At 64.0% G+C, this 24383-nt stretch carries 25 protein-coding genes; 9 read left to right on the top strand and 16 right to left on the bottom strand.

Annotation, left to right across the window (positions count from 1 at the left end; genetic code table 11):
- Positions 1–2 precede the first annotated feature (2 nt).
- Positions 3–92 (bottom strand): K(+)-transporting ATPase subunit F, encoded by a 90-nt coding sequence (gene kdpF / locus FHW96_RS07470; RefSeq protein WP_172339910.1) that lies wholly within the window; start codon positions 90–92, stop codon positions 3–5.
- A 277-nt stretch (positions 93–369) separates the two neighbouring features.
- On the opposite strand from kdpF, the gene pip reads away from it, so the two are divergent.
- Positions 370–1320 carry a prolyl aminopeptidase gene (gene pip, locus FHW96_RS07465; protein ID WP_172339909.1) on the top strand — a complete coding sequence of 317 codons (951 nt, stop codon included), beginning with the start codon at positions 370–372 and terminating at the stop codon, positions 1318–1320.
- Between the two features lie 9 nt (positions 1321–1329).
- Here the strand turns inward: pip and FHW96_RS07460 are convergent, their stop codons facing one another.
- From FHW96_RS07460 to phhA, 3 genes are read right to left on the bottom strand one after another with little or no spacing between them, the layout of a single operon-like run.
- Positions 1330–3105, bottom strand: coding sequence for a chloride channel protein (locus FHW96_RS07460; RefSeq protein ID WP_172339908.1), 1776 nt, complete (start codon positions 3103–3105; stop codon positions 1330–1332).
- A gap of 60 nt (positions 3106–3165) precedes the next feature.
- Complete coding sequence (locus FHW96_RS07455; RefSeq protein ID WP_216650817.1) at positions 3166–3456, bottom strand: 4a-hydroxytetrahydrobiopterin dehydratase; 291 nt, start codon at positions 3454–3456, stop codon at positions 3166–3168.
- Entirely contained in the window at positions 3453–4331 is an 879-nt protein-coding gene (gene phhA, locus FHW96_RS07450) for a phenylalanine 4-monooxygenase (RefSeq protein WP_172339907.1), read from the bottom strand. Before phhA ends, FHW96_RS07455 begins: the two co-directional genes overlap by 4 nt.
- Positions 4332–4425: 94 nt before the next feature.
- Between phhA and FHW96_RS07445 the strand changes: the two genes are divergently transcribed.
- Positions 4426–4899, top strand: coding sequence for an Lrp/AsnC ligand binding domain-containing protein (locus FHW96_RS07445; protein ID WP_172339906.1), 474 nt, complete (start codon positions 4426–4428; stop codon positions 4897–4899).
- Positions 4892–6217 (top strand): MATE family efflux transporter, encoded by a 1326-nt coding sequence (locus FHW96_RS07440; RefSeq protein ID WP_216650816.1) that lies wholly within the window; start codon positions 4892–4894, stop codon positions 6215–6217. Before FHW96_RS07445 ends, FHW96_RS07440 begins: the two co-directional genes overlap by 8 nt.
- Positions 6218–6224: 7 nt before the next feature.
- Here the strand turns inward: FHW96_RS07440 and FHW96_RS07435 are convergent, their stop codons facing one another.
- Positions 6225–6371: a hypothetical protein gene (locus FHW96_RS07435; protein WP_172339905.1), complete on the bottom strand. Its 147-nt coding sequence runs from the start codon at positions 6369–6371 to the stop codon at positions 6225–6227.
- Positions 6372–6472: 101 nt separating this feature from the next.
- On the opposite strand from FHW96_RS07435, the gene FHW96_RS07430 reads away from it, so the two are divergent.
- Positions 6473–7411 (top strand): LysR substrate-binding domain-containing protein, encoded by a 939-nt coding sequence (locus FHW96_RS07430; RefSeq protein ID WP_172339904.1) that lies wholly within the window; start codon positions 6473–6475, stop codon positions 7409–7411.
- A gap of 3 nt (positions 7412–7414) precedes the next feature.
- Here the strand turns inward: FHW96_RS07430 and FHW96_RS07425 are convergent, their stop codons facing one another.
- Entirely contained in the window at positions 7415–7960 is a 546-nt protein-coding gene (locus FHW96_RS07425; protein WP_172339903.1) for a porin family protein, read from the bottom strand.
- Positions 7961–8375: 415 nt separating this feature from the next.
- Between FHW96_RS07425 and mdlC the strand changes: the two genes are divergently transcribed.
- Positions 8376–9935: a benzoylformate decarboxylase gene (mdlC, locus tag FHW96_RS07420; protein WP_172339902.1), complete on the top strand. Its 1560-nt coding sequence runs from the start codon at positions 8376–8378 to the stop codon at positions 9933–9935.
- A gap of 44 nt (positions 9936–9979) precedes the next feature.
- Positions 9980–11221 (top strand): VOC family protein, encoded by a 1242-nt coding sequence (locus FHW96_RS07415; RefSeq protein ID WP_172339901.1) that lies wholly within the window; start codon positions 9980–9982, stop codon positions 11219–11221.
- On the opposite strand, the gene FHW96_RS07410 is transcribed toward FHW96_RS07415, so the two are convergent.
- The 7 genes from FHW96_RS07410 to FHW96_RS07380 form a co-directional block, all read right to left on the bottom strand.
- On the bottom strand, positions 11218–12432 hold the full coding sequence (locus tag FHW96_RS07410) for a hydrolase (RefSeq protein WP_172339900.1): 1215 nt from the start codon (positions 12430–12432) through the stop codon (positions 11218–11220). The two genes, FHW96_RS07415 and FHW96_RS07410, sit on opposite strands and share 4 nt — an antisense overlap.
- The gene (gene astD, locus FHW96_RS07405; protein ID WP_172339899.1) at positions 12429–13832 is read right to left on the bottom strand and encodes a succinylglutamate-semialdehyde dehydrogenase; all 1404 of its coding nucleotides are present in this window, start codon (positions 13830–13832) and stop codon (positions 12429–12431) included. Before astD ends, FHW96_RS07410 begins: the two co-directional genes overlap by 4 nt.
- 1 nt (position 13833) lies before the next feature.
- Complete coding sequence (locus FHW96_RS07400; RefSeq protein WP_172339898.1) at positions 13834–14769, bottom strand: arginine N-succinyltransferase; 936 nt, start codon at positions 14767–14769, stop codon at positions 13834–13836.
- A complete protein-coding gene (locus FHW96_RS07395) occupies positions 14766–16058 on the bottom strand; it encodes an N-succinylarginine dihydrolase (protein ID WP_172339897.1) in 1293 nt (430 codons plus the stop codon). Before FHW96_RS07395 ends, FHW96_RS07400 begins: the two co-directional genes overlap by 4 nt.
- Positions 16059–16076: 18 nt before the next feature.
- On the bottom strand, positions 16077–17090 hold the full coding sequence (locus FHW96_RS07390; protein ID WP_172339896.1) for an arginine N-succinyltransferase: 1014 nt from the start codon (positions 17088–17090) through the stop codon (positions 16077–16079).
- Between the two features lie 164 nt (positions 17091–17254).
- On the bottom strand, positions 17255–18778 hold the full coding sequence (locus tag FHW96_RS07385) for a calcium-binding protein (protein ID WP_172339895.1): 1524 nt from the start codon (positions 18776–18778) through the stop codon (positions 17255–17257).
- Between the two features lie 128 nt (positions 18779–18906).
- The gene (locus FHW96_RS07380; RefSeq protein ID WP_253950800.1) at positions 18907–19803 is read right to left on the bottom strand and encodes a LysR family transcriptional regulator; all 897 of its coding nucleotides are present in this window, start codon (positions 19801–19803) and stop codon (positions 18907–18909) included.
- A gap of 116 nt (positions 19804–19919) precedes the next feature.
- On the opposite strand from FHW96_RS07380, the gene FHW96_RS07375 reads away from it, so the two are divergent.
- Complete coding sequence (locus FHW96_RS07375; protein WP_172339894.1) at positions 19920–20666, top strand: SDR family NAD(P)-dependent oxidoreductase; 747 nt, start codon at positions 19920–19922, stop codon at positions 20664–20666.
- A gap of 82 nt (positions 20667–20748) precedes the next feature.
- Complete coding sequence (locus tag FHW96_RS07370) at positions 20749–21177, top strand: organic hydroperoxide resistance protein (RefSeq protein WP_172339893.1); 429 nt, start codon at positions 20749–20751, stop codon at positions 21175–21177.
- 51 nt (positions 21178–21228) lie between these two features.
- On the opposite strand, the gene yaaA is transcribed toward FHW96_RS07370, so the two are convergent.
- The 3 genes from yaaA to folE form a co-directional block, all read right to left on the bottom strand.
- Positions 21229–21981 (bottom strand): peroxide stress protein YaaA, encoded by a 753-nt coding sequence (gene yaaA, locus FHW96_RS07365; RefSeq protein WP_172339892.1) that lies wholly within the window; start codon positions 21979–21981, stop codon positions 21229–21231.
- Between the two features lie 63 nt (positions 21982–22044).
- The gene (locus FHW96_RS07360; protein ID WP_172339891.1) at positions 22045–22983 is read right to left on the bottom strand and encodes an NAD(P)/FAD-dependent oxidoreductase; all 939 of its coding nucleotides are present in this window, start codon (positions 22981–22983) and stop codon (positions 22045–22047) included.
- Positions 22984–22996: 13 nt separating this feature from the next.
- A complete protein-coding gene (folE, locus tag FHW96_RS07355) occupies positions 22997–23641 on the bottom strand; it encodes a GTP cyclohydrolase I FolE (RefSeq protein ID WP_172339890.1) in 645 nt (214 codons plus the stop codon).
- 156 nt (positions 23642–23797) lie between these two features.
- Between folE and FHW96_RS07350 the strand changes: the two genes are divergently transcribed.
- Entirely contained in the window at positions 23798–24379 is a 582-nt protein-coding gene (locus FHW96_RS07350; protein WP_172339889.1) for a PAS domain-containing protein, read from the top strand.
- Positions 24380–24383: the final 4 nt, after the last annotated feature.

The raw sequence follows: 24383 nt of genomic DNA, 5'->3' as shown, positions 1-24383 counted from the left end.
TTCTAAAACTTTTCGGGCCGCAAAAGCGCGACCACCAGATAGGCGAGCAGCCCCAGCGCCGTCAGCGCGGCAAGGCAAAGCGGAAGGGTCATGGCCGGTTTCCTTGAAGGTCAGGCGCGCTCGGTCAGGCGCAGAAAGGCGAGGGAAAGCAAAGTGAGGCCCGCCAGAACGGCGAGCCAGACGAGGTCGGTCATCGAAACCTCCAATGGTGTGATAAAAACTTGCTGGGCGGGTTTCCTGCAACGGGGCAGGCTCTTCCTTGCGCTTCCTGCGCGTTAAGCTTCCACGCGAAGCTGGGGGCGAGGGCGTGAAATTTGCATAAAGGACCGGCCTCTTTCCATTCGGCTCGCCATCGCGCACAATAGGCTCATGCTTCGAACACTTTATCCCCCCATCGAACCCTATGACACCGGCATGCTCGACACCGGCGAAGGCCATGCCATCTATTACGAGCGCTGCGGCACGCCGGGCGGCAAACCGGCGGTGTTTCTGCATGGCGGGCCGGGGGGCGGGATTGCCCCGGCGCATCGGCGTCTGTTCGATCCGGCCCTTTACGATGTCATTCTGTTCGATCAGCGCGGCTGTGGCCGCTCGACGCCCCATGCCGGGCTGGAGGCGAATACGACATGGCATCTGGTGGCCGATATAGAGCGCTTGCGGGAATTGGTCGGGGCCGAGCAATGGTTGGTGTTTGGCGGCTCATGGGGCTCGACGCTGGCGCTGGCCTATGCCCAGGCGCATCCGGAGCGGGTCAGCGAACTGATCCTGCGCGGCATCTATATGTGTTCGCGGCCAGAGCTGGACTGGTTCTATCAATTCGGCGTTTCGCAGATGTTTCCCGACAAATACGAACGCCTCATCGCGCCTCTTTCCGAGGAGGAACGCGGCAATGTCCTGCGCTCCTATCATCACCGTCTGACCACAGGTTCGCCTGAGGAACAGATCGAGGCGGCGCGCGCATGGAGCCTTTACGAGGGCGAAACCATCACGCTGCTGCCCGATCCGGCCATGTCGGCCCAGCATGACGATGGGCATTTCGCGCTGGCCTTCGCCCGGCTGGAAACGCATTATTTCGTCCATGACTGCTGGCTGGAGCCGGGGCAATTGCTGCGCGATGCGGATCGGCTGCGCCATATTCCCGGCACCATCGTCCATGGCCGCTATGACATGCCATGTCCGGCCCATTATGCCTGGGCGCTGCACAAGGCATGGCCGGAGGCGGAATTCCACCTGATTGAAGGGGCGGGGCATGCCTATTCGGAACCGGGCATTCTGGATCGGTTGATCCATGCGACCGACCGTTATGCAGGCAAAGGTTGAGCTATCGCATCAGCGCGAGGTTTCGCCAAACATCTGCCTTTGAGCCGCCTCGATCTCTTCCAGATAGCGCCGCCGCGCGTGGCGCTCGCTGACCACGCCGATGACCTGGCCCTGCGCATCCACCACGGCCAGTTCGTCGGCCATCGCGCTGTCGAAACTGTTCAGCACGCTCTTGATCCCCATGGCGGGGGTCAGCGTGGTGTCTGCCAGCATTGCCAGCGAACCCACCGGCGCCAGAGGGTCGCCCTGTGGCGCATGGGCGGCGGCGGTGGCCACGATGCCGCAATAATGGCCGTCGGCATCGGTGATGATGGCCTTGCTGGTCGCGCCCAGCGGCACGGTTTCGCGAAATTGCGCGACGCTCATGTCGGAAAGCACGCTGGTCCAGTCGCGCCGCATCATGCGCCCGGCGTTCAGCGTCAGCATCCAGCCGATGTCGCGCGGGCTGCGAATGTCGGTCCCGCGCACATGCAGACGCCATGTGGAGAAGGAATAGCCGAACATTTCCCGCGTGATGCTGGCGGAAACCAGCGCGGCGGTCAGCACCACGCCCATCAACGCGAAATCATGCGTGGTTTCCAGCATCAGCAGCGCCAGCGTCATCGGCCCGCCCACGATGGATACGCTCAGCCCCGCCATGCCCACCAGCGCGGCATCGACCGGTGACAGCACCAGCCCCCACGGGTTGAGGTTGAACACTTGCCCAAAGGCCTGACCCAGCAGTGAGCCGAGGAACAGCGAGGCGAAAAACAGCCCTCCGCGAAACCCGCTGGCCAGCGAAATCACCGAGGCGGCGATCTTGAGCGCCATAACGAAGAGCAGCAGCGGCACCGGCGGCTGAAGCAGCATATTGAGATGCAGCGCGCCATGGCCCGCCGAGAGCGTCTGGGGCGAAAGCAGCGCCAGCCCGGCCAGCATCACCCCGCCCGCCACCGGCCGCCAGCGCACCAGCACGGGCCATGCCTGAAACCACCGCTCGGCCAGCGTGACGAGGCGCATTACGCCGATCCCCATCAGCGCGCACATGGCGCCCAGCAAGGCATAGGCTCCATAATCGACGATGGTGATCGCGCGCGTGGCGGTTGTGGCGATCAGATAGGGTTCGCTATGCATCCCGCGCAGCACGAGAGCGGCCGCCAGCGCCGCCGCGATCACCGGGGCGACCGCCCCCGTACTATAGGCGCCGATCACGATTTCAAAGGCATAGAAAGCGCCCGTCAGCGGCGCGCCAAAGGCCGCACCTACCGCCGCCCCGGCCCCGGCGCCCACCAGATTGCGCAGATCGGCCCGCCGCAACCGCAACCACTGGCCCAAGAGCGAGGCGATGCCGCCGCCCATCTGCGCATAGGTTGCCTCCAGCCCTACCGAGGCGCCGCAGCCGTTGGACAGGATCGTCTGCGCCGCGATCACCAGATTGTCGAAGGCCGGGATCCGCCCGCCATGCAGCGCGTTGGCCTCCACCACGTCGATAGGTGCGCCGGCCCTGGTGCTGCCGGCGCGGCGGGCCAGCATCCGCCCCAGCAGCACCAGCACCAGCCCGCCCAGCGGCAGCGCGAGCAGTTTCCACGGATGATGGATCTCCGCCAGCGCGCTCAGCCGGTTGGCGGCGACGCCATAGATAAGCCCCTGTATCGCATGGGCCAGCCAGCCTTGCGCCGCCGTGGTCAGACCCGCCATTGCGCCCACTGCCACAGCCAGCAGGATGAACGCCAACTCGCTGCCCCGCAGCCATTGGCGCAGCGTTACCGCCGCGCGGAGCAAGGAATGGGAAGGAGGCCATCTCATCGCGCCATGGTTGTAACACCGTGCGGCAAGGTCAAGCCAATAAGCATGAGAAAATCCGGCTTAGATCAATTCATCGATCCGCCGGGCCAGGTCCAGATCGCGCGTCGAAACGCCGTCCGCATCATGGGTGGTGAGCCAGATATCGAGCCGGTTATAGACATTGGTCCATTCGGGATGATGGTCGCGCTTTTCCGCCTCAACGCCGATCCGCACCATCAGCGCGAGCGCTTGGCCGAAGTCCTTCAGGACAATCCGGCGATGGATCGCCTTGCGCGGGGCATCGTAAGTCCAGCCCGGCAGGGTCGCCAGAGCTTCGTTGATGGCGGGCATGGGCAGGGGAGTGATGGTCATGCGGGGGCCTTGGTTGGAACGGTTCTGGAATGAGCGTAATGCTGGGTGCCCCGATGGTCCACGCGGTCGCTGTCCAGCACGGCGGCAGGACCAATATCCGGCGCGCCTTGCAAGGAGCGATAGAGCGGGGCGAAATCGCTTTCGATGGTCTGGTGCAACAGATCCTCGAAACTGTCGATCACGAAATAGGTCTGCTGGAAATCGTCGATGCGATAAAGCGTGCGCATCACGCGCCCCAGATCGAAAGCGATCCGGTTGGGCGAGGGATCGTCGAGGGCAAAAATCGACTCGCTGAAAGAGGAGACGATGCCCGCGCCGTAGATTTGCAGCCCGTCAGCCCCGCGTATCAGCCCAAATTCCACCGTGTACCAATAGAGCCGCGCCAGCCTTGCAATCGCGCCCAGTTCCCCGGCGCGCCGACCGCCCCGGCCATAGGCCTGCATGTAATCGGCGAAAACGGGGTTGGCCAGCAGGGGGACATGGCCAAAGACATCGTGGAAAATATCCGGTTCTTCGAGATAGTCGATCTGTTCGGGCGTGCGGATGAAGCGCCCCGCCACAAAGCGCCGGTTGGCCAGATGGTCGAAAAACACTGCATCGGGTACCAGCCCCGGCACCGCGACCACCTGCCATCCGGTTGCATCCATTAAACGGATGTTGAGTTCGGTAAAATCGGGAATGCCCGGTTTGGACAGGCGCAAAATGTCGAGCCCTTCGAGAAAGGCGGGGGCCACGCGGCCCGGCAGCATCCGCGTCTGCCGCTCGAACAGATGATCCCACATGGCATGCTCATCCGCGCCGTATCTGTCCCACTCTTGCGGTATGGTCCAGTCATCGGCGGCCTGCGGGGGCTTGACGGCGCTATAGTGGGTCATGACAGAATTATCTCACAAAACCGGCTTGATTGGATTTCAAAATCCCGGCACTTTGAGGAAATTCTGAAACAGAATATCAATCATACGGTGATATGTGAAACAGGAATATCGGCTTGACCCAATTGACCTGCGAATCATCGATGCGCTCCAGCATGACGGATCGCTCAGCCATGCCGAATTGGGGGAGCGGGTAGGCACTTCGTCGGCCTCATGCTGGCGCCGGATCAAGGCGCTGGAGGCGGCGGGCATTCTGACCGCGACCGTCCGGCTGGTCGATCCGGACAAGATCGGGCGCGGGGTCAATGTGTTCTGCAACATTCGCGTGCGCCATCATGCGCAGGAGGTGCGTCGGCCCTTCGAGGAATTTGTGCGCGCCCGGCCCGAGGTGGTCGAATGTTTCTCCATGTCGGGCGAATGGGACTATCTGTTGCGGATCGTCGTGGCCGATGTGGCCGATTATGAGAATTTCCTGATGGGCACCCTCCTGGAGCATCCTGCGGTGGGGGCGGCGGCCTCGCATTTCGCGCTGTCGATGACGAAATATACCACGGCGCTGCCCGTTGGCTGACGATAGGAACATCACCCGAGGCGCCATTTTCGCGCAGGCTTGGCCGATCATTCTGGGTCAGGCGCTGGTGCCGCTGGTCAGCGTGGTCGATGTCGCGGTCATCGGTCGGCTCAGCGATGGGCGCAACCTTGGCGGGGTGGCGCTGGGCACGACGATCCTCAACCTCGTGTTCTGGAGCTTTGGCTTTCTGCGCATGGGCGTGACCGGGATCACCGCGCAGGCAAAAGGGGCGAGGGAGGATGAGGAGGTCTGCGCGACCATCCTGCGCTCGCTGGCGCTTGGGTTGGGGCTGGGGGTGATGCTGCTGGCGCTCTCGCCGGCGATCGTGCCGCTGGGTCTGAGGCTGATGGCCGCGCCTGCAGGCGTGGGCGATGCGGCGCATGATTTTCTTATCATGCGCTTTCTGGGCGCACCGGCGGCGCTGGGCTTTTACGCGATCAATGGCTGGCTGCTCGGTCTTGGGCGGACACGACTGGCGCTGGGCGTGCAGGCGTTGATGAACGGCGTGAACATCGGCCTCGATCTGCTCTTTGTCGGCGCGCTGGGCATGGGCGCGCGCGGGGTCGGGATTGGCACGACTCTGGCCGAATGGAGCGCGTTGGCAGGCGGGATGGCTGCCATTGCCCAAGTGCTGGGGCCGGATTGGCGCGGGCAATTGCGCGCGATTGGACGGGCGCGGTTGCTGGATATGGCGGCGGTTCGGCGGCTGGTGGTGGTCAATGCCGATATTATGGTGCGCACGCTGGCTTTGCTGGCGATTTTTACATGGTTCACCCGCTCGGCCGCCGCGCTGGGGCCGGTGCCGCTGGCAGCCAATCATGTCTTGATGCAGATGATCAGCATCAGCGCCTTCGTCCTCGACGGCTTCGCCTTTACCGCTGAGGCGCGGGTGGGGGCGGCCATCGGTGCGCGTTCCCGAGCCACATTGCTGCGGGCGATCCGCCTGACAGGGGAGTTTTCGCTGGGCGGCGGCTTGATGTTTTCGCTGACAATTCTTCTGGTCGGTCCTGCCGCCATCGCATTCCTCACCCATGATGCGGCGATCCGGGTGCTGGCCAATGCGATGCTGCCCTATTGCGCGGCTGTGCCTTTGGTGGGCGTGGCCAGTTGGCTGCTCGACGGCATTTTCATCGGCGCGATTGCCGGGACCGCTCTGCGCAACGCAGCGCTGGTCGCGCTGGGCCTCTATCTGCTGACCGACTTCGCATTAAAGCCGATGGGCGACGCCGGCATCTGGATCGCCCTGCTGGCCAGCTATGCCTATCGAGCGATGGCGTTGGGGTTTGCCGTGCCGGGACTGCTGCGGCGCAGTAGATAAGTCAGGTCTATGGGTGCATGCTGTCCCATGGGCTGGCAAAGGCGATGCGGACATGGACAGCCGACACACGCACAACCGCCAGCCACAGCGTCTGCAAAGAGAGCAGAGGGGAGAAATTCCCCCGGTTTGAGCAGGGTATGGATGCTTGTTGCATGGCGAATGTCCTCTAAACAGTGACGCCGCTATGCCATTCGCTGCGCATTTCGGCCAACCAATTGATCGACAGGCATCATTAGCTGTGCTTATGATGCGGTCATGCGTAAGATCCCCCCTCTGGCCGCCGTCCGCGTTTTCGAAGCGGCGGCGCGGCACGAAAACTTCACCGCCGCCGCCCGCGAACTGGGCATGACGCAAGCCGCCGTCAGCCATCAGATCCGCCTGATCGAGGATAATCTGGGCCAGCAATTGTTCCGGCGCGAGCGGCAGCGGGTGGCGTTGACCGATGCGGCGCGCAGCGCGGCGGCCCGGATCGGCAAGGGGCTGGACATGATCGAGGCCGCCTTTGTCGAAATGCGCGCCGATGATGACACCACGCTGACCATTTCGACCACGCCCACCTTTGCCAACGCCTGGCTGGCATGGCGGATCGGGCGGTTTCAGATGCGCTATCCCGATATTGCGGTGCGGCTGTTGATGCAGGAAGGCCTGGCGGATCTGTCAGGCGACGGGGTCGATGTGGCGGTGCGGTCGGGCAGTGGCGTGTGGCCGGGGCTGGCGGCGGATCGGCTGATGGAGCAGAACTTTACGCCCATGTGCAGCCCCGGCTTTCTGGCGGCGCAGGGCGGGCGCATCCGGCCGCAGGATCTGCTGGGCCTGCCGCTGATCAGCCCGCACGATCCCTCATGGGCCTGCTGGCTGCGGCAGGCGGGGTTGGCGCAGGCGGTGGAGGGGCCGTTGCAGGGCGTGCGCATGGATTCGCAGGCCAATGAAGGTCATGCCGCCATGGCGGGGCAAGGGGTGGCCATGCTCACCCCGTTTTTCTGGCATCAGGACATGTCGGACCGGAGGCTGGTCCAATTGTTCCCCCAGGTGTCCAGTCTGGGGATCGCCTATTGGTTCGTCTATCCCGAACATCGCCGCCGCACGCCCAAGATCCGCCGGTTCCGCGAATGGCTGCTGGCCGAAATCGGGGTAAGGCCTGGCGCGGAGCCCTCGATCACCCCGCCGATGGAGAAGGATCGAGGGCCTGCCTGATTATCAGAAGCGGTAGCCCAGACCCGTCAGGACCTGATTGCGCGAAACGTTGTCCTGAAAATTGGAATAGCGATATTCAACGCTGGCATAGACATTGCGGTTGAACAGATATTGCGCGCCAACCCCGGCACGCACGCCATCGCCGTTGCCCGAAGCGCGCAGCGGCCCGAGCGTTTCGATGCTGCGGGCATTGGCATAGCCGACCTTGGCGTAGAGGTTGACATTGCGGGCGGCCGAAAGCGTGATGCGGCCGCCTGCATAAAGGTCACGGCCAAATTTCAGCGTATATTGGGCGTTGTGATACTCGGTCGTGACGCCGGTCACTTCGGCATCGGCGCCGAGCGAGACGTTCTTGCTCACCGGGAGGTCATAGCCGATTTCGCCGCCATAGGTGAAGCCCGACCGGGAAATGCTCCAGCCGAAAAAGCCGACCGAGGTGGAATCATAGCCGATCTTGGCCTCGACGCGGGGGCCGCGGGCGGCCTCGGCATGGGCCGGGGCCGCAGCAAGGGCGGCCGCTGCCAGAACGGCTGAAGCAAGAGCTTTCATAATATCCTCGTAGTTTGAATGTGTTGCGTGAAGTGTGCCTATCGGCCGCGCCTTTGCGGCTCAAGCGACGCATCGCGCCAGAGAGCGCGGCGTCTGCGAATGTTGCACGAATGTAACTTCGCCATGGGCCAAATGGCCAAAATCCGGCATTTCTGCCGATTAACCGTTATTCATGATTGAAATAATCATGAAATTTAGAAAATTTTATTTGACGGCCATGAAGACGAAGTCGCCTGTATTGTGAACCACCCCTAATTTCTTAAATGAACATTTGTTCATCTTCGCGCATTTATTGATCTGCGCGGATGTTCCTCATGATGGGCCTTGCCCATTACGACTTTTGCGCAATATGCCCGCGTTTCCCGTGGCCTCCGCCGCTGTTTTGCGCCACCATCGCGGCCAAAGGAGAGGGCAGATGACCACGGTTCGCGAGGCCACGCAGGCGCTGTTGCGCCAATTGGGCATGACCACGATCTTTGGCAATCCGGGCAGCACCGAATTGCCGATGTTCCGCGATTTTCCCGATGATTTCCGTTATGTGCTGGGGCTTCAGGAAAGCGTGGTGATGGCCATGGCCGATGGCTATGCGCAAGGGACAGGTCGCGCGGCGCTGGTCAACCTGCATTCCAGCGCGGGGACGGGCCATGCGCTGGGCAATTTGTTCACCGCCTTTCGCAACCAGACGCCGCTGGTCGTTACCGCCGGTCAACAGGCGCGCTCGATCCTGCCCTTCGAACCTTTCCTCTATGCCGAAGGGGCCACCGAATTTCCCCGCCCTTTCGTTAAATGGGCGGTCGAACCGGCCCGCGCGCAGGATGTTCCCGCCGCCATTGCGCGCGCGTGGATCGTGGCGATGCAGCCGCCGCGCGGGCCCACCTTCGTTTCCATTCCCATCGATGATTGGGAACGTGATTGCTATCCCATGGTACCCCCTCGCGCCGGAGCGGCCAATCCCGGCGATCCTGCGCTGCTGGCCGAGGCTGCCGCTTTGCTGGCGCGCGCGCGGCGCCCGGCGCTGGTTTTGGGCGCTGGGGTGGCGCGCGATGGGGCATGGGATGGGGCCGTGGCGCTGGCTGAAAAGCATCAGACTGCTGTCTATGTCGCCCCTTTCAGCGCGCGTTGCAGCTTTCCCGAGGACCATCGCCTTTTCGCAGGCTTCCTGGATCCAAGGCGCGAGGCCATCGTCGCAGCGCTTGGCAATCATGATGTCATCCTCGCCATCGGCGGTCCGCTCAGCCTCTATCATGTCGAGGGCGAGGGGCCGCATCTGCCGCCCGGCGCTACCACCATTTTCATCGCCGATCATCCGGGGCAAGCCAGTTGGGCGCCCTGCGATCTGTCCATCGTGGCCCATGCGGGCCATGCCATCGCTGCGCTGCTGTCCGCGCCCGCGCCGCAGCGTGCGATGCCCCCCGCCTTGATCCGGCCCGAACCGGCCGCGCCCGGCGGCGGGGCCATCACCGACCGCTGGCTGCTCTCGCGCATTGCGGCCTTGCGCCCCGCGCGCGGTGTGATTGTTGAGGAAGCGCCCACCGCGCGCGGCCCTATGCACGACCATCTGCCGATCACGCGTCCCGATGGCTTCTACACCTGCGCCAGCGGCGGGCTGGGCCATGGGCTGCCTGCGGCGGTGGGTATGGCGCTGGCACGGCCCGATGAAAAGGTGATTGCCCTGATCGGCGACGGATCGGCCATGTATGCGATTCAGGCCCTTTGGAGCGCCGCGAAACTGGGCACGCCGGTCAGTTTCATCATTCTCAACAACCGCCGCTATGACGCCCTGCGCGGGTTTGGGCGATTGTTCGGCATGCAAACCGTCGAGGGGACCGATCTGGCGGGCCTCGATTTCGTGCAGATCGCGGCGGGGCAGGGAGTTAACGCTCAGCGCGTCGAGCGGGCGGAGGATCTCGATGCGGCGCTGAACTGGTCACTGGCTTCTGCGGCGCCTACGCTGGTTGAAGTGGTGATCGAATGATGGCGGCATGGTATAGGGTCGCCGCGCCTGTGGAGAGATGAAATATGACGACCGGGCTTGTCGATGCCAGCACCATTCGCGACCGTTTCTGCGCGGCGCTTTCCGCCATGTATCGCGCTGAGGTTCCGCTCTATGGCGATTTGCTGGCCATCGTGGCGAAGGTCAATGCCCGCGTTGCCCCGGCGGGCGCCGCCCCTGCGCGCGTGGAGATCGAAAGGCATGGCGCGATCCGTGTGGGGACCGCCGCCGAACTGGCGATGATGGGGCGGGCCTTTGCGGTGATGGGCATGGAACCGGTGGGCTATTACGATCTGGCCCCGGCGGGGGTGCCGGTGCATTCGACCGCCTTTCGCCCGGTTACGGAAGAAGCGCTGGCCCGTAACCCGTTTCGGGTGTTCTGCTCGCTGCTCCGGCTGGAACTGATCGCCGATCCTGATCTGCGGCGTGAGGCATCCGCGCTGCTGGCGGCGCGGCAGATCTTTCGCCCTGAAGTGCTGGCACTGGCCGAGCGGCATGAGGCGCAAGGGGGGCTGGATGAGGCCGATGCAGATGCCTTCGTGGCGGGCCTGCTCGAAACCTTCCGCTGGCACGAGGATACGCTGGTGGACCGAGTGACCTATGACCGGCTGGTGGCCAGCCATCGTCTGGTGGCCGATGTGGTGGCTTTTCGCGGGCCGCATATCAACCATCTGACCCCGCGCACGTTGGACATTGATGCCGCACAGGCCGCTATGCTGGCGCAGGGGCTGGATATCAAGGAGGTGATCGAGGGGCCGCCACCGCGCGCGATCCCGATCCTCCTGCGCCAGACCAGCTTTAAGGCTTTGACCGAAAGCGTGCGCTTTGCCGGGGATGAGGGCGCTCCGGGTCGCCACACCGCCCGCTTTGGCGAGATCGAGCAGCGCGGGGCGGCGCTGACCCCCAAGGGCCGCGCGCTCTATGACCGCTTGCTGGCGCAGGTGCAGGCGGGCCCTGCGGACTTGCCCTATGAGCAAAGGCTGGCGCAGGCCTTCGCGGATTTTCCCGATGATCTGGAGACGTTGGTGGAGCGGGAGCTGATCTATGCCCGCCGCCTAACAGCCCCCAATGGCACGATCACGCTCGAACCGTTGACCTATGAGGATTTCCTGCCGGTCAGCGCGGCGGGGATTTTTCAGTCCAATCTGGGCGCGCAGCAGCACGAGGCCTATGGCGAGCAGGGGGCACAGGCCGCCTTCGAGGCGGCGTTGGGGCGTGCGGTGCTGGACCCCTTTGCGCTCTATGCCGCGATGGCGGATCGGCCCTAGACCCCATCGCGTGCGAGGCGGCAGAGCAGGAGCGCGCTCAAGGCGGCCCGCTCGCCCAGACTGTCGGTAATCAGATATTCGTCGGGCGAGTGGATCGCGCCCCCGCGCACGCCCATCGTATCGACCACCGGCACGCCGCAGGCCGCGATATTGTTGCCATCGCAGACTCCGCCGCTGTCCTTCCAGCCGATCTCCTGCCCCAGCATCTGCCCGCAGGCGCATACCAGTTCGAGCAGCTTTTGCCCCTGCGCATTGATCGGCTTTGGCGGGCGGGCAAAGCCACCATGGCGGTGGATATGCAGATCATGCGCGGCGGCCACCTGGGCCATGATGCGGTCAAGCGCTTCGCTGGCCAATGCCTCGTCCAGCCGCGTGCGCGGGCGGATGTTGACGCGCAGCACCGCATGATCGGGCACGACATTGTTCGGCCCGCCCCCCTCGATCCGCGCGCAATTGACCGACAGGCCGGGGCTAATCAGCGCGCTCAGCCGCAGCGCCAGATCGGCGGCGGCCACCACGGCGTTGCGCCCATCCTGCGGGTTGCGTCCGGCATGGGCGCTGCGCCCGGTTATGATAATCGAGAAATTCCCGCTGCCCGGCCTTGCTGCGGCCAGCGTGCCATCGGGCAGGGTGGAGGGTTCATAGGTGAGCCCTGCCAGCTTGCCCGCCGCCGCCCGCGCCAGCAGCGCCGCTGATCCGGGCGAGCCGACCTCCTCATCGCTGTTGAACACGACCTGATAGCCGAGCCTTTCGCATTCGGGTGAGGTTTCAAAGGCGCGCAGGGCGGCGATCATGACGGCGAGACCTCCCTTCATATCGGCCACGCCCGGACCGTTGAGGACGCGCCCGTTCAGCACACCGGGCGAAAGCCATTGGCAGGACTGAAACGGATGCTCGGCATCAAAGACGGTGTCCATATGGCCCGTCAGCAGGATCTGGACCGGGGCCGTTGGACGCACGGTCAGCAGTAGGTTGCGGCCATGCGTCACCTCGCGTTCATGCCCCTGCGCGTCGATCCTTGTGACGGGCGCAGGATCGAGCAAGGCGATCTGTCCGGGCAACGGCGCGCAGGCATCGGCCAGTTCGCTCGCCATCGCAGCAAGGCCCGCCAGATTGCCGCTGCCGCTGTTGATCGCCGCCCAACGCAGGACCTGATCGAGCATGGGCGCGGCCTTGGCCTGCTCCACGACGGTCCTTTCGGTCGGCGTCATGGCATCAGACCCGGAATAGGCAGGCTCTCGATGCGCGGCGCTTCGAAACTGGCGACGGGAAAGGCGCAGTAATCGGCGGCATAGGCGGCGCTGGGGCGGTGGTTGCCCGATTCCCCCAATCCGCCAAAGGGCATGGCCGAGGCTGCTCCCGTGGTCGGGCGGTTCCAATTGACCACGCCCGCGCGGATTTGCGCGGCAAAGCGATCCCACAGCGCCGGGTCCTGCGCGATCAGCCCTGCCGACAGGCCGAAGGCGGTGTTGTTGGCCGCCGCGATGGCGGCGTCGAAATCGGCCACCCGGATCACCTGCAAAACAGGCGCAAATATCTCCTCATCAGGCGCGGCGATCCCGGTCACGTCGAGCACGGAGGCGCCCATGAATGCTTGGTTACCATCGCGCGGAGCGGTGGCGGGCAGCAATATCCGCGCGCCTGAACCTGCCAAAGCGTCCACCGCCCGTCGGGTCCGGTCCGCCCCCTGCGCTGAAATCAGAGGGCCCATAAAGCCTTCGCCCTCGTCCCATGCGCCCAGCGGCAGCATCGCCGCCTGCGCCAGCACGGCGTCCAGCATCCTGTCCCCTTCGGCCCCGGTCGGCAGGATCAGGCGGCGCGCGCAGGAGCAGCGCTGGCCCGTAGTGATAAAGGCCGAATGGCTGACCAGCGAGGCGACGGCCTCGGGATCGCCGTCCCATCCCACCAGCGGATTGTTGCCGCCCAGTTCCAGCGCCAGAATGACATGCGGCCTGTCGGCAAAGGCATGCCGGAAGGCGCGCCCCGCCTGCGCCGATCCGGTGAAAAGCAGGCCGTCAATATCGCCCGCGATCAGCGCCGCGCCCGTCTCACGCCTGCCCTGCACGATCTGGAACACGCCATCGGGCAGGCCCGCCTGCGCCCAGAGCGCCGCCACATGCGCGCCTACCGCCGGGGTTTCCTCCGATGGTTTGAACACCACCACATTGCCCGCGATCAGCGCGGGCACGATATGACCATTGGGCAGATGGCCGGGGAAATTATACGGCCCCAGCACCGCCATCACCCCATGCGGCCGATGGCGCAGCACCGAGCGGCCAAAGGGCATAGCCTGTTCGCGCGTTCCTGCTCGCTCGGCCTGTGCGGCGATGGAAATCTCCACCTTGCCGATCATGGCGTTGACCTCGCCCCGGCTCTCCCACAATTGCTTGCCCGTCTCGCGCGAGATCAGGCGGGCCAAGGGTTCCAGCCCTTCCTTGAGCAGGGCGGCGAAGCGGCGGGCGATGGCCAGACGTTCCTCCAGCGGCGTTCGCGCCCAGAGCGGGGCTGCGGCGCGGGCGCGCTTCAACGCGGCGTGGCATTGCGCGGGGCCATCGACCGCGCCCTCCCAGACGACCTCGCCGCTGGCCGGATCATAGGATTGCAGGATCATTTCAGTCCTCCTTCCACACGCGGAAATCGCGCAAAAGGCCCGCCGCGTACAGGCGGTGGGGGCCCTTTGTGGCGCGGATGGGCACGGCCGGGTCTATCACTTCGCATTCGCGGATGGTGCGTATATGGTCGGTGCGGGCATGGACGGTGGGCCCTGCGTCGAAAATGTCGCAATAGCCGTCGTCGAGGAAATCCTCGGCCAGCAGCAGGCGATAGGCGGGGGCCGAATTATCATGCGGACGACCGATCACCGCGCGCGCATCAGCGGGCAGCATCGAGGTGTAGATCGGATAGCGCGGCATCAGATCGGCGATGAACTGATTGCCATGCATGGCGTTGAACAGGTCCGCCTCCAGCATGTCGCCGCCGAAGAAGGGGCCCGCCACCGCGTCCCAGAAGGGGCTGTTGGGCCCGTCCATCCAGCCGCGCAATTCGGCCACCACCTGATCGCCAAACCGCTCGCGGTGCTGGGCGATGAAGAGGAAGCGGCTGCGCGCCAGCATCGCACCCAGACCTTTTGCGCGCGCATCGGGATGCAGCAGCAGGCCCGCCACCTCGCTCGCCCCGTCGAAATCATTCACCAGATGGAGAACTTGCGTGGAAAACATTCGGTCCAGTCCGCGCGACACATGGGTGACGCGGGCCACTTTGTAGCTGTAGAAGGGCCACTGCGTGCCGACGCGCGAAAAGATGCTGGCCGTGCCGATGATGCGGCCCGCGCCATCCTCCAGCACCAGCATGTAGAATTCGTCCTGCGGGGCGGCGATTTGCGCGTTGGTCGAGCGTTCGCTCCATGACAGGCGTTCGCTCAGGGCCTCGCGGTCCTGCGGCAGATTGGTCATGCCCCCGCCGGACAGGCCCGCAAGCGCAAACAAGGCGTCGAGATCCTCCATCCGCGCCATGCGGATAAAGGGCTGATCGGAGCGGGGGAGGATCATAGCAGTTCCTCCTGGCCAAAACCAAGCAGGTCGAGCAAGGCCGCCCGCGCGCTTTGGCATTGACGCCAGATTTCGGGATGACCGATGTCCTCTGGCGCGATGCGTTCGGGCCAGTGGCGCTCGATCAGCGCGGCCAGCGCATCGCATTTGGCCGGATCGAGCAGGAAGCGCTGATCGAGCGCGGCCAGTTCGCCCTCGTCCAGCACGACGCGCAGCCGCAGGCAGGCCGGGCCGCCGCCATTGCGCATGGATTCGCGCAGAGGCATGAATTCCACTTGGCCAATCGGCCCATTCGCCTCCTTTAGCGCCTCCAGCCAATGCGCTACAGAAGGAACAGCGCGCGCTTCCTCGGGCAGCAACAGCATCATGCCGCCATCGCCCAGCGTCACCAGTTGCGAGTTGAAGAGATAGGAGCGGATCGCATCGTCGAGCGAGACGAGGCTGGCGGGCACTTCGATGATTTCGGCCTCAGGCATAAGCTGGTGGATTTGCGTATAAAGGCTTTCCTGCTCGGCAAAGGCCTGTTCATGGGTAAACAGCACGGTTTCATTGGCCACCGCGACCACATCATTGTGAAAGGCCCCCGCCGCAATCGCGTCATTGCTCTGTCGGGCGAGGATGGCCCGGTCTGGAGAAAGCCTGTGCCGCCGCACCAGCGCCTGCGAAGCCGCAGCGTGCTGGCGCGCGGGAAAGCCGTTGACCGGCCCGGCGCCATGGACGAAGATTTCCAGCCCCGCCTCGCCATGGCCGGGGCACAGGCGCATGTGGTTGGCCGCGCCCTCATCACCGAAACAGGCGGGCAGGGGATCATGGACAACCACACCGGGCAGGCCCGCGAAAAGCTGGCGCAACTGGCGCCCGGTCTGGCCTGCCTCGATGCTGCGGTGGGGCATGGAAGAGAGATTGGCGATCGAGATATGCATGCGCCCATCGGCCGTATCGGGCCGGGGCGAGACGGTGGCGGCATTGGCGGTCCACATAGCCGAGGCGGAAAAGGCATTGCGCAGCAAGGCGGGCTGGGCCTCCCACGCGGCGCGGCAGACGGCTGTGTCATCGCCCGCAAAACCCAATTGCCGCAGCCAGTTCGCATCGGGCCGGTCATGGGGCAGCAGCAGGCCTTGGGCAAAGCCCAGCCCCATCATCCGCCGCATTTTGGCAAGGCCCTGAAGCGCGGCCTCGCGCGGGCTGGAGGTGGCGCCCGCATGGGTGGCCGAGGCGATATTGCCCAGCGACAGCCCCGCGTAATTGTGGCTGGGGCCGACCAGTCCGTCGAAATTCACCTCCAGCATCGCCTGCCTCCTGCCTCATCAATGTGGAATATGGGTAAGCCTTTCGCCCGCTGTGGCCCGAACGGCCTCTGCTGCGGCCGGGTCGAGGATGATGCCGCCCTCGGCCATCGTCACCCTTCCATAGGCGGCGCGAAAACCGCCCAGCCTGCCGCGCGCCACCAGACTTTGCGGGCCGTCATTGTCCGCGATGGAGATCAGTGCATCCTGCCTTGCATAGCGGATCGTGGCGATATCGTCGGTGGCGCAGACCATCGTGGGGCCGCCGTCAAACACGTCGATATAGTTGCGATAGGCAAAGCCTTCCTTTTCCAGCATCCTTTGCGCCGCGCGGCCCGAAGGATGGGCCACCCCCATCACGGCAATCGCGCTTTCGGGCATCATGGCGGTATAGATCGGATGTTTGGGCATCAGGTCGGCGATGAATTGCGCACCGTGCAGGGCCTTGAACTCGTCGGCCTCGCGAAACGTCATGCCGAAGAAGCGGCCCGTCACCCCGTCCCAAAAGGGCGATATGCCGAAATCGTCGATCACCCCGCGCAATTCGGCCAGAGTGCGGTCGGCAAAGCGCGGGCGGTGCATGGCCATGAACAGATAGCGGCTGCGCGCCAGCAGCGATCCGGCCCCGGCCGACCTTTCGGTGGGGTGCAGGAACAGACCGCCCACCTCGCTGCTGCCGTTGTGATCGGTCACCATGGTCAGCATCTCGCAGCGCATGGCGCGGCCGAATTCGCTGCTGTAATGGGTAAAGGCGTCGATGCGATAGCTGTAGTGGGGCCGGTCAGCGCCGATGCAGGAGAAGATCTGGCATGTGCCGCGCACCTTGCCGGTCTCGGTGTTTTCCAGCACAAACATATACCGGTCGTCGGCCAGAGTGTCGGGCGCGCGGGCAAAGGAGGCGGCGGCAATTTCCAGCTTGTTCGCCAGCTTTGCCCGGTCGGCGGGCAGGTTGGTAAAGCCGCCGCCGGTGCTTTTGGCCATTTCATAGATCGCCGACAGATCGCTCTGGCTGGCGGCTCTCAGAACATGGGTCATCCTCTTGCTCTCCCTGTTATAGCGGCGGGTTTGCCGGCCGCAGGGGCGATGCGAGTGACCAGAATAGGAGCGAAAGGGCCTGGACACAAAGGCAAAGATAAGGGGATCTTATCCGCCGGAATTATCACGGTATCGGGGCAGCGGATTGTCGCTGCCCGCGCAGCTCACGCCACAATGAAATCGCTTTGCACCAGTGCACTCACGCCGGTCAGTTGGACGGCAAAGTCGGAATTGTCGTAACCATTGCCGTTGAGATCGGCATAGACGATCAGCCCCGAACCTATTGATTGAAAGCCGATCTGGCCCGCATAATCGGTGATGTGGAGCGCTGATATGTCGAGCTTGTCGATGCCGGTCTGGAAATCGGTGATGACATCGCGCAGCGATCCGCCCGCCTTGCTGTCACCGGGGGCAAAGATGAAACGGTCCGCGCCATTGCCGCCGGTGAGCACATCCTTGCCCGTGCCGCCAACAAGAGTGTCGTCGCCATCGCCGCCGTTGAGGCGATCATCACCGCCTTCGCCCAGCAGCCGGTCGTTGCCATCGCCGCCCGCGATCACGTCATTGCCCGCCCCGCCATAGGCGAAATCATCGCCTGCGCTGCCTGAAAGCGTGTCATTGCCATCGCCACCGTCGAGTTCATCCGCGCCCGATCCGCCATAGAGGCGATCATCGCCCGCCTGACCAACCAGCAGGTCATCCCCGGCATTGCCCGAGAGAACATCATGGCCAAACCCGCCGAAGATGAAATCAAGGCCGCCGCCCCCGCTCAGATTGTCATTTCCCCCGCCGCCATGAATGTATTCGGCCGCCCCCGTGCCGGTGAAGGCATCGTCCACGGCGGCAAGGGGATCGCCGTCGAAACCAGCCGCAAGGAAGTCGCCGGCGCTCAGACCGGGGTGTTCATAGACCCAGTCAGCCACCCCATCGCCATCCTCGTCAATCGCCGCGCCTTCGGGCGTCAGGAGGAATTCTCCGGCCACGCCCGAAAAGGACGAGACCAGTCTGTGGCCATCATTGAGGACGATCTTGTCGCCGTCTGTGCCTGCGTTCAGATCGGGATAGAGGCCGAACCAGACATCGCGGCCAGCCCCGCCATCGGCAAAAGCGCTCAGCATGATGTCATTGCCCGCCCCGCCATAGGCATAGTAACCGCCCAGCAGATAATCCGAGCCGTCGCCGCCGTTGATCACCTCGCCGCCCCAGATAAAATCGTCGCCCGCGCCGCCATCGGCGATCATCTGGTCGAACAGCATGTCGGAACCTGCGCCGCCGTAATTGCCGCCATAGCCGCCGCCATAGATGGTGTCGTCGCCGTCACCGCCATCGCCGCCATTCCCGAGATAGTCGTTTCCAGCGCCCCCGACGCCTTCAATGCCCAGGATTGTGTCATTGCCGTCGCCGCCATAGGCGATGCCAGGACGGTCGGGGTCATCCTCGATGAAGCTGATGAAATCATCGCCTGTGCCGCCATCAATCGTGGCGCTTGAAACATAGCCCTGGATGATGATCCGGTCATCCCCCGCTCCGCCATTGGCGGTGATGCTATAGAGGGGAGCTTCCTCTTCGCTGTATCGGTCGGCAACGCCGATGATCGTCAGGGTGTCATTTCCGCCCAGCGCATTGATGGTGCTGCTCTGAGTGAGATTAAGGACGAGGACGTCATTTCCTTCGGTCAGATCGGTCACGCTGCATCCTCCTCGCAATGCGGGGCATGATAGGAGGAATATTCAATATGGAAATCTCATTGATCGCCCTTATGGTCTTAAATGTTCATATAAATAAGTAATTTACATTAGGTATTTTGCGTGATTCCTCATCTCTTCTTTGGGAAATGGGCAGCGAGATGTTCGATCAGCGCGCGCACCGCAGGGGGCAGCCCCCGCCGCGTGGTGAAAACCAGATGGACGATGCCCCGTTGCGCCCGCCATTCGGGCAGGATGTGGACCAGTTGGCCGCCGTCCAGAGCCTCAGTGCAGATGTGATCGGGCAGCAGCGCCACGCCCAGATCGGCGATGGCGGCGGCGCGCACGGCGGCAAAATCGCTACATGTCATACGCGGTTCGTGGCGCAGGCGATGGCTGGCGCCATGTTCCTGTTCGAGGTGCCAGTCGATCTCGCCAATCTCGTCGCTGGTGCCCAGTGTCGGCATCTGGCCAAGCGCCTCGACATTTCCGCCGATGCGGTTGGCCATTTGCGGGCTGCCCACCAGAATGCGCGAGGAATGGCCCAACGTCCGCATGGTCAGCGCCGCATCGCTGGTCAGTGCCACGCGCACGCGTAGCGCCAGATCGATCCGCTCCTCAATCAGATCCACCGGACGGTCGATGGCCAGCAGTTGCAGCCGCACCTTGGTGTAGCGGGCGAGGAAGGAAGTGATGCTGGGCTGGACCACCTCGACAAGGCCGGTCGGGCAACTGAAACGCACGCGGCCATGGGGTTCAGCCTGCGCCTGCGCGACGGCGGCTTCGGCCTGCTCGGCCTCATCCAGCATCGCGCGGCAGTGCTCGTAGAAGCTCTGCCCCACCTCGGTCACGCGGAAACTGCGGCTGGATCGTTCGATCAGGCGCACGCCAAGGCGTACCTCCAGCCCGGCGATGCGGCGGCTGAGCTTGGATTTGGGTTCGCGCAGCGCGCGACCGGCCGGGGCAAAGCCGCCATGCGCCACCACCGCGGCAAAATAGGCATAGTCGTTGAGATCGGTGCGCATCATCGTTCCTTATATGGAACGCTAAGTATCATTTTTGCCGACTACAGCCAATATCGTTCCGGATGCATCTCCTGTCTCAGCGGCGCAGACGCGCTGCCCCAACCAACAGGAGATGAAATATGGCACAGGATTTCAACAATAAGGTCGTGGTCGTCACCGGCGGCACCTCGGGCATCGGCCTTGCCGCAGCCAAGGCTTTTGCCGATGCAGGCGCATCGGTCTTCATCACGGGCCGCCGTCAGGATGCGCTGGACACCGCGGTCAAGGCCATCGGCGGCAAGGTTACGGGCGTGCGTGGCGATATGGCGGATCTGAACGACATCGACCGCCTCTATGACGCCGTCCAGCAACAGAATGGTCAGATCGACGCCCTGTTCGCCAATGCGGGCGGCGGCGAATTTGCCCCGCTGGGCGCGATCAGCGAGGAACATTACGCCAGCACGTTCGACACCAACGTCAAAGGTGTGCTCTTTACCGTGCAAAAGGCGCTGCCCTTGCTGCGCGATGGCGCCTCGGTGGTGCTGACGGCCTCGACGGTCAGCATTTCGGGCAATCCGGCCTTCTCCGTTTATGCGGCCAGCAAGGCGGCTGTGCGCAGCTTTGCCCGCAACTGGATACTTGATCTGAAAGACCGCCGCATCCGCGTCAACGCCATCAGCCCCGGCCTGACCGACACGCCCGGCGTCACGCATCTGTTTGGCGAGAATGCCGAAGGAACCAAGGACTATCTGGCTGGTTTGATCCCCGCCGGGCGCGTTGCCCAACCCGAGGAGATCGCCAAGGCCGTCCTGTTTCTTGCCTCGGACGATGCCAGCTATATCAACGGCATCGAACTTTTTGTTGACGGCGGGCAGGTTCAGATCTGAACCTATAACCAAATACCCGCATCCTCAATCAGGGCAAGGATGCGGGCCGTCTCCCCCGGCCCCACCATAAGGAGCATATCCCATGACGATCACTCCCCGCTATAAAACCAGCGCCACGGCCACCGGCGGGCGCGACGGCAAGGCGGCCACCGATGACGGCAGCTTTGCCGTGACGCTGGCCGTGCCCAAGGAATTGGGCGGCGATGGACAGGGCAACAATCCCGAACAGCTCTTTGCCTCGGGCTATGCCGCCTGTTTCCTTGGCGCGATGAAATTTGCCGCTTCGCAGGACAAGGCCCTACCGCGCGTTCCGACCGATGCCAGCGTCAATGCCACCGTCGGGATCGGCCCGCGCGATGACAAGGGCTTTGGACTGACGGTCGAACTGGTGGTCACTTTGCCGGGTGTCGATCGCGCCGCCGGCGAGGCGCTGATTGCCGAGGCCGATACGATCTGCCCCTACAGCCATGCCACGCGCGGCAATATCAGCGTGAGCCTGGCGCTCGCCTGAGGATTGTCGAAATGACGGCGCGAACCACTGTCTTCGCGCCGTCATGAGGCCTCAGCCGCGCGTGAAGCGCCAGCGGTCGGCCTCGCTCTCGGCGGCGTCAAAGCGATAGCCGTCGCTGTCGAAGCCGCGCATCGCGTCAATATCGGTGACATGATGTTCGCACATCCATCGCGCCATCATGCCCCGCGCCCGCTTGGCGTGAAAGCTGATGAAGCGCGGGCCATCGGGGCCTGCCTCGCGAAATTCCACTTCGATCACACGCAATCCGGGCAATTGCCCCGATACGGCGGCGAAATATTCCTGACTGGCAAGGTTGAGCACCGTGCCCGAGCCTTCCTCTTCAACCTGCGCGCGCAAATGGCTGGCGATCCGGTCGGCCCACCAATCGGTCAGTTTCTTCTGACCCGGCGCCCATCGCGTGCCCATTTCCAGTCGATAGGGCCGGATTGCATCGAGCGGCCGGAGCAGCCCATAGAGCCCTGAGAGCATTCGCACATGATCCTGCGCAAAGGCGACGCCTGCCTCATCGAGCGTATGCACCTCAAAGCCGGTATAGACATCGCCGGCGAAGGCAAAGAGCGCCTGACGCTCGGGCTGATCGGCAAAGCTGTTGAAACGCTCGACGTTCAACTGCGCCAGCTTGGGCGAGATATGCATCAGCTTGCCCAATTGCTCGGCGCTCAGATCGGCGGCCGATCGGGCAAGGTCGAGGGCTTCTTTGGCAAAATGCGGGGTCGAAACGGCGAGCGGAGGCAATTTGCGCTCGAAATCGAGCGTCTTGGCCGGGGAGAGCAAAGCAATCATCGCGACCGCGTTAGCGAGAGCGGCGGGCAGCGTCAAACGGCACGCGCGCAAAAGCCACCGCCGTCATATCCCGATCATCCCGGCCAGTTTCGTCCCCGACAGCCACGCCAGTTCAATCCTTGGCCCCATCAGCCAGTCGCCACAGGCCCCCAGCCGCAGGTCAGCATTCCACAAGGCGCCCTTCGCCGAGGGTTGGGTTTTGGCATAGCGCCAGCGATGGGCCGACAAATGAAGGCGCGCGGGAAGCGGGGCGCCACCGGCCTGACCAGCCAGCCAGTCGGCCAGGTGTTCGGCCACATCTGCGGCGTCGTCCTCCAGATGCCGGTTCGACCAGACCGGGCAGGCCTGCACCACCCATGCCTCGGTGGCGGGGCGTCCCGGTTTGGCGCTGTTGCGCGCGGCCCAGCCGACCGGACCGGAAGGGGCCAAAACATCGGGCCCAATCGGCAGTTTTTGCGCAAAACCGATCATTGCGGTCCAGCAGGGTTGCGAGCGTGCGGCAATCGCGCAGGCCGCCATAGTCAGATCATAGGTGCCCAAAAAAGCGGCGGCCTGCTCGGCCGGAAGAGCCAGCACCGCGGCATCGTAAGGACCATGCCGCGTGCCGTCATTGAGAAGGACCCGCCAGTCCGCTCCTTCGCGCACCAGACCCATGGCGTGACTGGAAAACCGCGTATCGCGCGCCTTTGCCATGTGGGCGATAGGCGCATTCATGCCGGGCGTTCCCACCCAGGCATCATCCTGCGGCGCGGACCAGCGCGCCACCAGTCCGTCCGCATGCCAGCGCTCGACCTGAGCGCTGAAGGCGGGCTCGCGGGCGGTAAAGAATTGCGCGCCATGGTCGAATGACAGATGGGTTTCGCCCATCGCCACCCGCCGCGTCGACATGCGCCCGCCCGGTCCGCGCCCTTTGTCAAACAGCGTTACCTGATGACCCATCTGCTCCAATGCCTGCGCGCAGGCGAGGCCCGACATGCCTGCGCCGAGAATGACAATCCGCATCGTCGTCACCCGCTCAATATCCCATCAGCGCGAGTACTTCCTTGCGGCTGCGGGGATCATCGAGGAAAGTGCCCATCATTCGGCTGGTCACCATTCCTACGCCCGGCGTGCGCACCCCGCGCCCGGTCATGCATCCGTGCTGCGCCTCGATGGTCACCGCCACGCCCAGCGGCTGGAGATTGTCCCAGATACATTGCGCGACCTGCGCGGTCAGGCGTTCCTGAATCTGCAAACGGCGAGCATAGCCATGAAGCACGCGGGCCAGTTTGGAAATGCCGACCACCCGATTGCGGGGAAGATAGGCGATGCTGGCCTTGCCGGTGATCGGTGCCATGTGGTGTTCGCAATGCGACTGGAACGGGATGTCTTTGAGCAGGACGATCTCGTTATATCCGCCCACTTCCTCAAATTGACGGGTCAGATGCACGGACGGGTCTTCACCATAGCCGCCGCAATATTCGCGCCACGCCCGCGCCACGCGCGCGGGCGTATCCAGCAGGCCTTCACGCGCAGGATCATCGCCCGCCCAGCGGATCAGCGTGCGAATGGCTTCCTGCACGGGTTCAGGTACGGCGGGGCGCGCGTCGATGATTGGAACGTGCTCGTGCGGCTCGTCGAGCAGGGCATCGCAGGAATGAAGCGAGGTGAGTAAATTCATCGGCTGACTCCCTGCGACGCGATTTGGCTCGCGTCATGGCTGGACATATTTGCCTCTCTAGACAGGGGGCCGAGCGCGGCAACATGGCTTAAAGGGTATGCCGTAACGAGGGCGATGCTGATGGTGGCAATTGCCGGATGGGAAACGTTTCGGCCTATGGCTATTTCCGATATGATCAAGGGCAGTCTCGTGGCCGCCGTCATCAGCAATCCCAGAATGCCGGACAACCCGATCATCGAATGCAACGCCGCTTTCGAGGCGCTGACAGGCTATGGCCGGGACGAGGTGATCGGTCGCAATTGCCGTTTTCTGACCGGGCAGGGGTCTGAACCCGAACTGATCGAGGCCCTGCGCGAGGGCATCCGCGAGCAGCGGCCGGTGATGGTCGAGATCCTCAATTACCGCAAGAATGGCCAGCCGTTCCGCAATGCGGTGATGGTCGCGCCCATTTTCGACAGCGAGGGCGTGCTGGAATATTTCCTGGGATCACAGGTGGAGATCCCCGATGATGCGGGCGCCTTGCGGGCCAATACGGCGCGCGACAAGGTCGAACAGCTCTCGCCGCGCCAGCGCGCGGTATTGCTGGCCATGGCGCGAGGGCGGCTCAACAAACAGATTGCCTATGAACTGGGCTTGTCGGAGCGGACGATCAAGATGCATCGCGCGGCAATGTTTCATGCGCTTGGTGTGCGCACGGCGGCCGATGCGGTGCGTCTGGCGATAGAGGCAGGATTTTGACCGA

Source organism: Novosphingobium sp. SG751A, assembly GCF_013149295.1.
Classification (GTDB): Bacteria; Pseudomonadota; Alphaproteobacteria; order Sphingomonadales; family Sphingomonadaceae; genus Novosphingobium.
The sequence above is the reverse complement of the archived record's forward strand: the minus strand, read 5'-3'. Positions and strand labels throughout refer to the sequence as shown.

Coding starts and splice junctions, on each gene's coding strand:
- FHW96_RS07380 (WP_253950800.1), bottom strand. CDS start 19,803: ATGATGCGCACCGATCTCAACGACTATGCCTATTTTGCCGCGGTGGTG.
- FHW96_RS07410 (WP_172339900.1), bottom strand. CDS start 12,432: ATGACGCCGACCGAAAGGACCGTCGTGGAGCAGGCCAAGGCCGCGCCC.
- FHW96_RS07360 (WP_172339891.1), bottom strand. CDS start 22,983: ATGCGGATTGTCATTCTCGGCGCAGGCATGTCGGGCCTCGCCTGCGCG.
- kdpF (WP_172339910.1), bottom strand. CDS start 92: ATGACCCTTCCGCTTTGCCTTGCCGCGCTGACGGCGCTGGGGCTGCTC.
- yaaA (WP_172339892.1), bottom strand. CDS start 21,981: ATGATTGCTTTGCTCTCCCCGGCCAAGACGCTCGATTTCGAGCGCAAA.
- FHW96_RS07415 (WP_172339901.1), top strand. CDS start 9,980: ATGACGACCGGGCTTGTCGATGCCAGCACCATTCGCGACCGTTTCTGC.
- FHW96_RS07395 (WP_172339897.1), bottom strand. CDS start 16,058: ATGCTGGAGGTGAATTTCGACGGACTGGTCGGCCCCAGCCACAATTAC.
- astD (WP_172339899.1), bottom strand. CDS start 13,832: ATGATCCTGCAATCCTATGATCCGGCCAGCGGCGAGGTCGTCTGGGAG.
- mdlC (WP_172339902.1), top strand. CDS start 8,376: ATGACCACGGTTCGCGAGGCCACGCAGGCGCTGTTGCGCCAATTGGGC.
- FHW96_RS07460 (WP_172339908.1), bottom strand. CDS start 3,105: ATGAGATGGCCTCCTTCCCATTCCTTGCTCCGCGCGGCGGTAACGCTG.
- FHW96_RS07430 (WP_172339904.1), top strand. CDS start 6,473: ATGCGTAAGATCCCCCCTCTGGCCGCCGTCCGCGTTTTCGAAGCGGCG.
- FHW96_RS07375 (WP_172339894.1), top strand. CDS start 19,920: ATGGCACAGGATTTCAACAATAAGGTCGTGGTCGTCACCGGCGGCACC.
- FHW96_RS07390 (WP_172339896.1), bottom strand. CDS start 17,090: ATGACCCATGTTCTGAGAGCCGCCAGCCAGAGCGATCTGTCGGCGATC.
- phhA (WP_172339907.1), bottom strand. CDS start 4,331: ATGACCCACTATAGCGCCGTCAAGCCCCCGCAGGCCGCCGATGACTGG.
- FHW96_RS07455 (WP_216650817.1), bottom strand. CDS start 3,456: ATGACCATCACTCCCCTGCCCATGCCCGCCATCAACGAAGCTCTGGCG.
- FHW96_RS07435 (WP_172339905.1), bottom strand. CDS start 6,371: ATGCAACAAGCATCCATACCCTGCTCAAACCGGGGGAATTTCTCCCCT.
- FHW96_RS07400 (WP_172339898.1), bottom strand. CDS start 14,769: ATGATCCTCCCCCGCTCCGATCAGCCCTTTATCCGCATGGCGCGGATG.
- folE (WP_172339890.1), bottom strand. CDS start 23,641: ATGAATTTACTCACCTCGCTTCATTCCTGCGATGCCCTGCTCGACGAG.
- FHW96_RS07370 (WP_172339893.1), top strand. CDS start 20,749: ATGACGATCACTCCCCGCTATAAAACCAGCGCCACGGCCACCGGCGGG.
- FHW96_RS07425 (WP_172339903.1), bottom strand. CDS start 7,960: ATGAAAGCTCTTGCTTCAGCCGTTCTGGCAGCGGCCGCCCTTGCTGCG.
- pip (WP_172339909.1), top strand. CDS start 370: ATGCTTCGAACACTTTATCCCCCCATCGAACCCTATGACACCGGCATG.
- FHW96_RS07350 (WP_172339889.1), top strand. CDS start 23,798: ATGGCTATTTCCGATATGATCAAGGGCAGTCTCGTGGCCGCCGTCATC.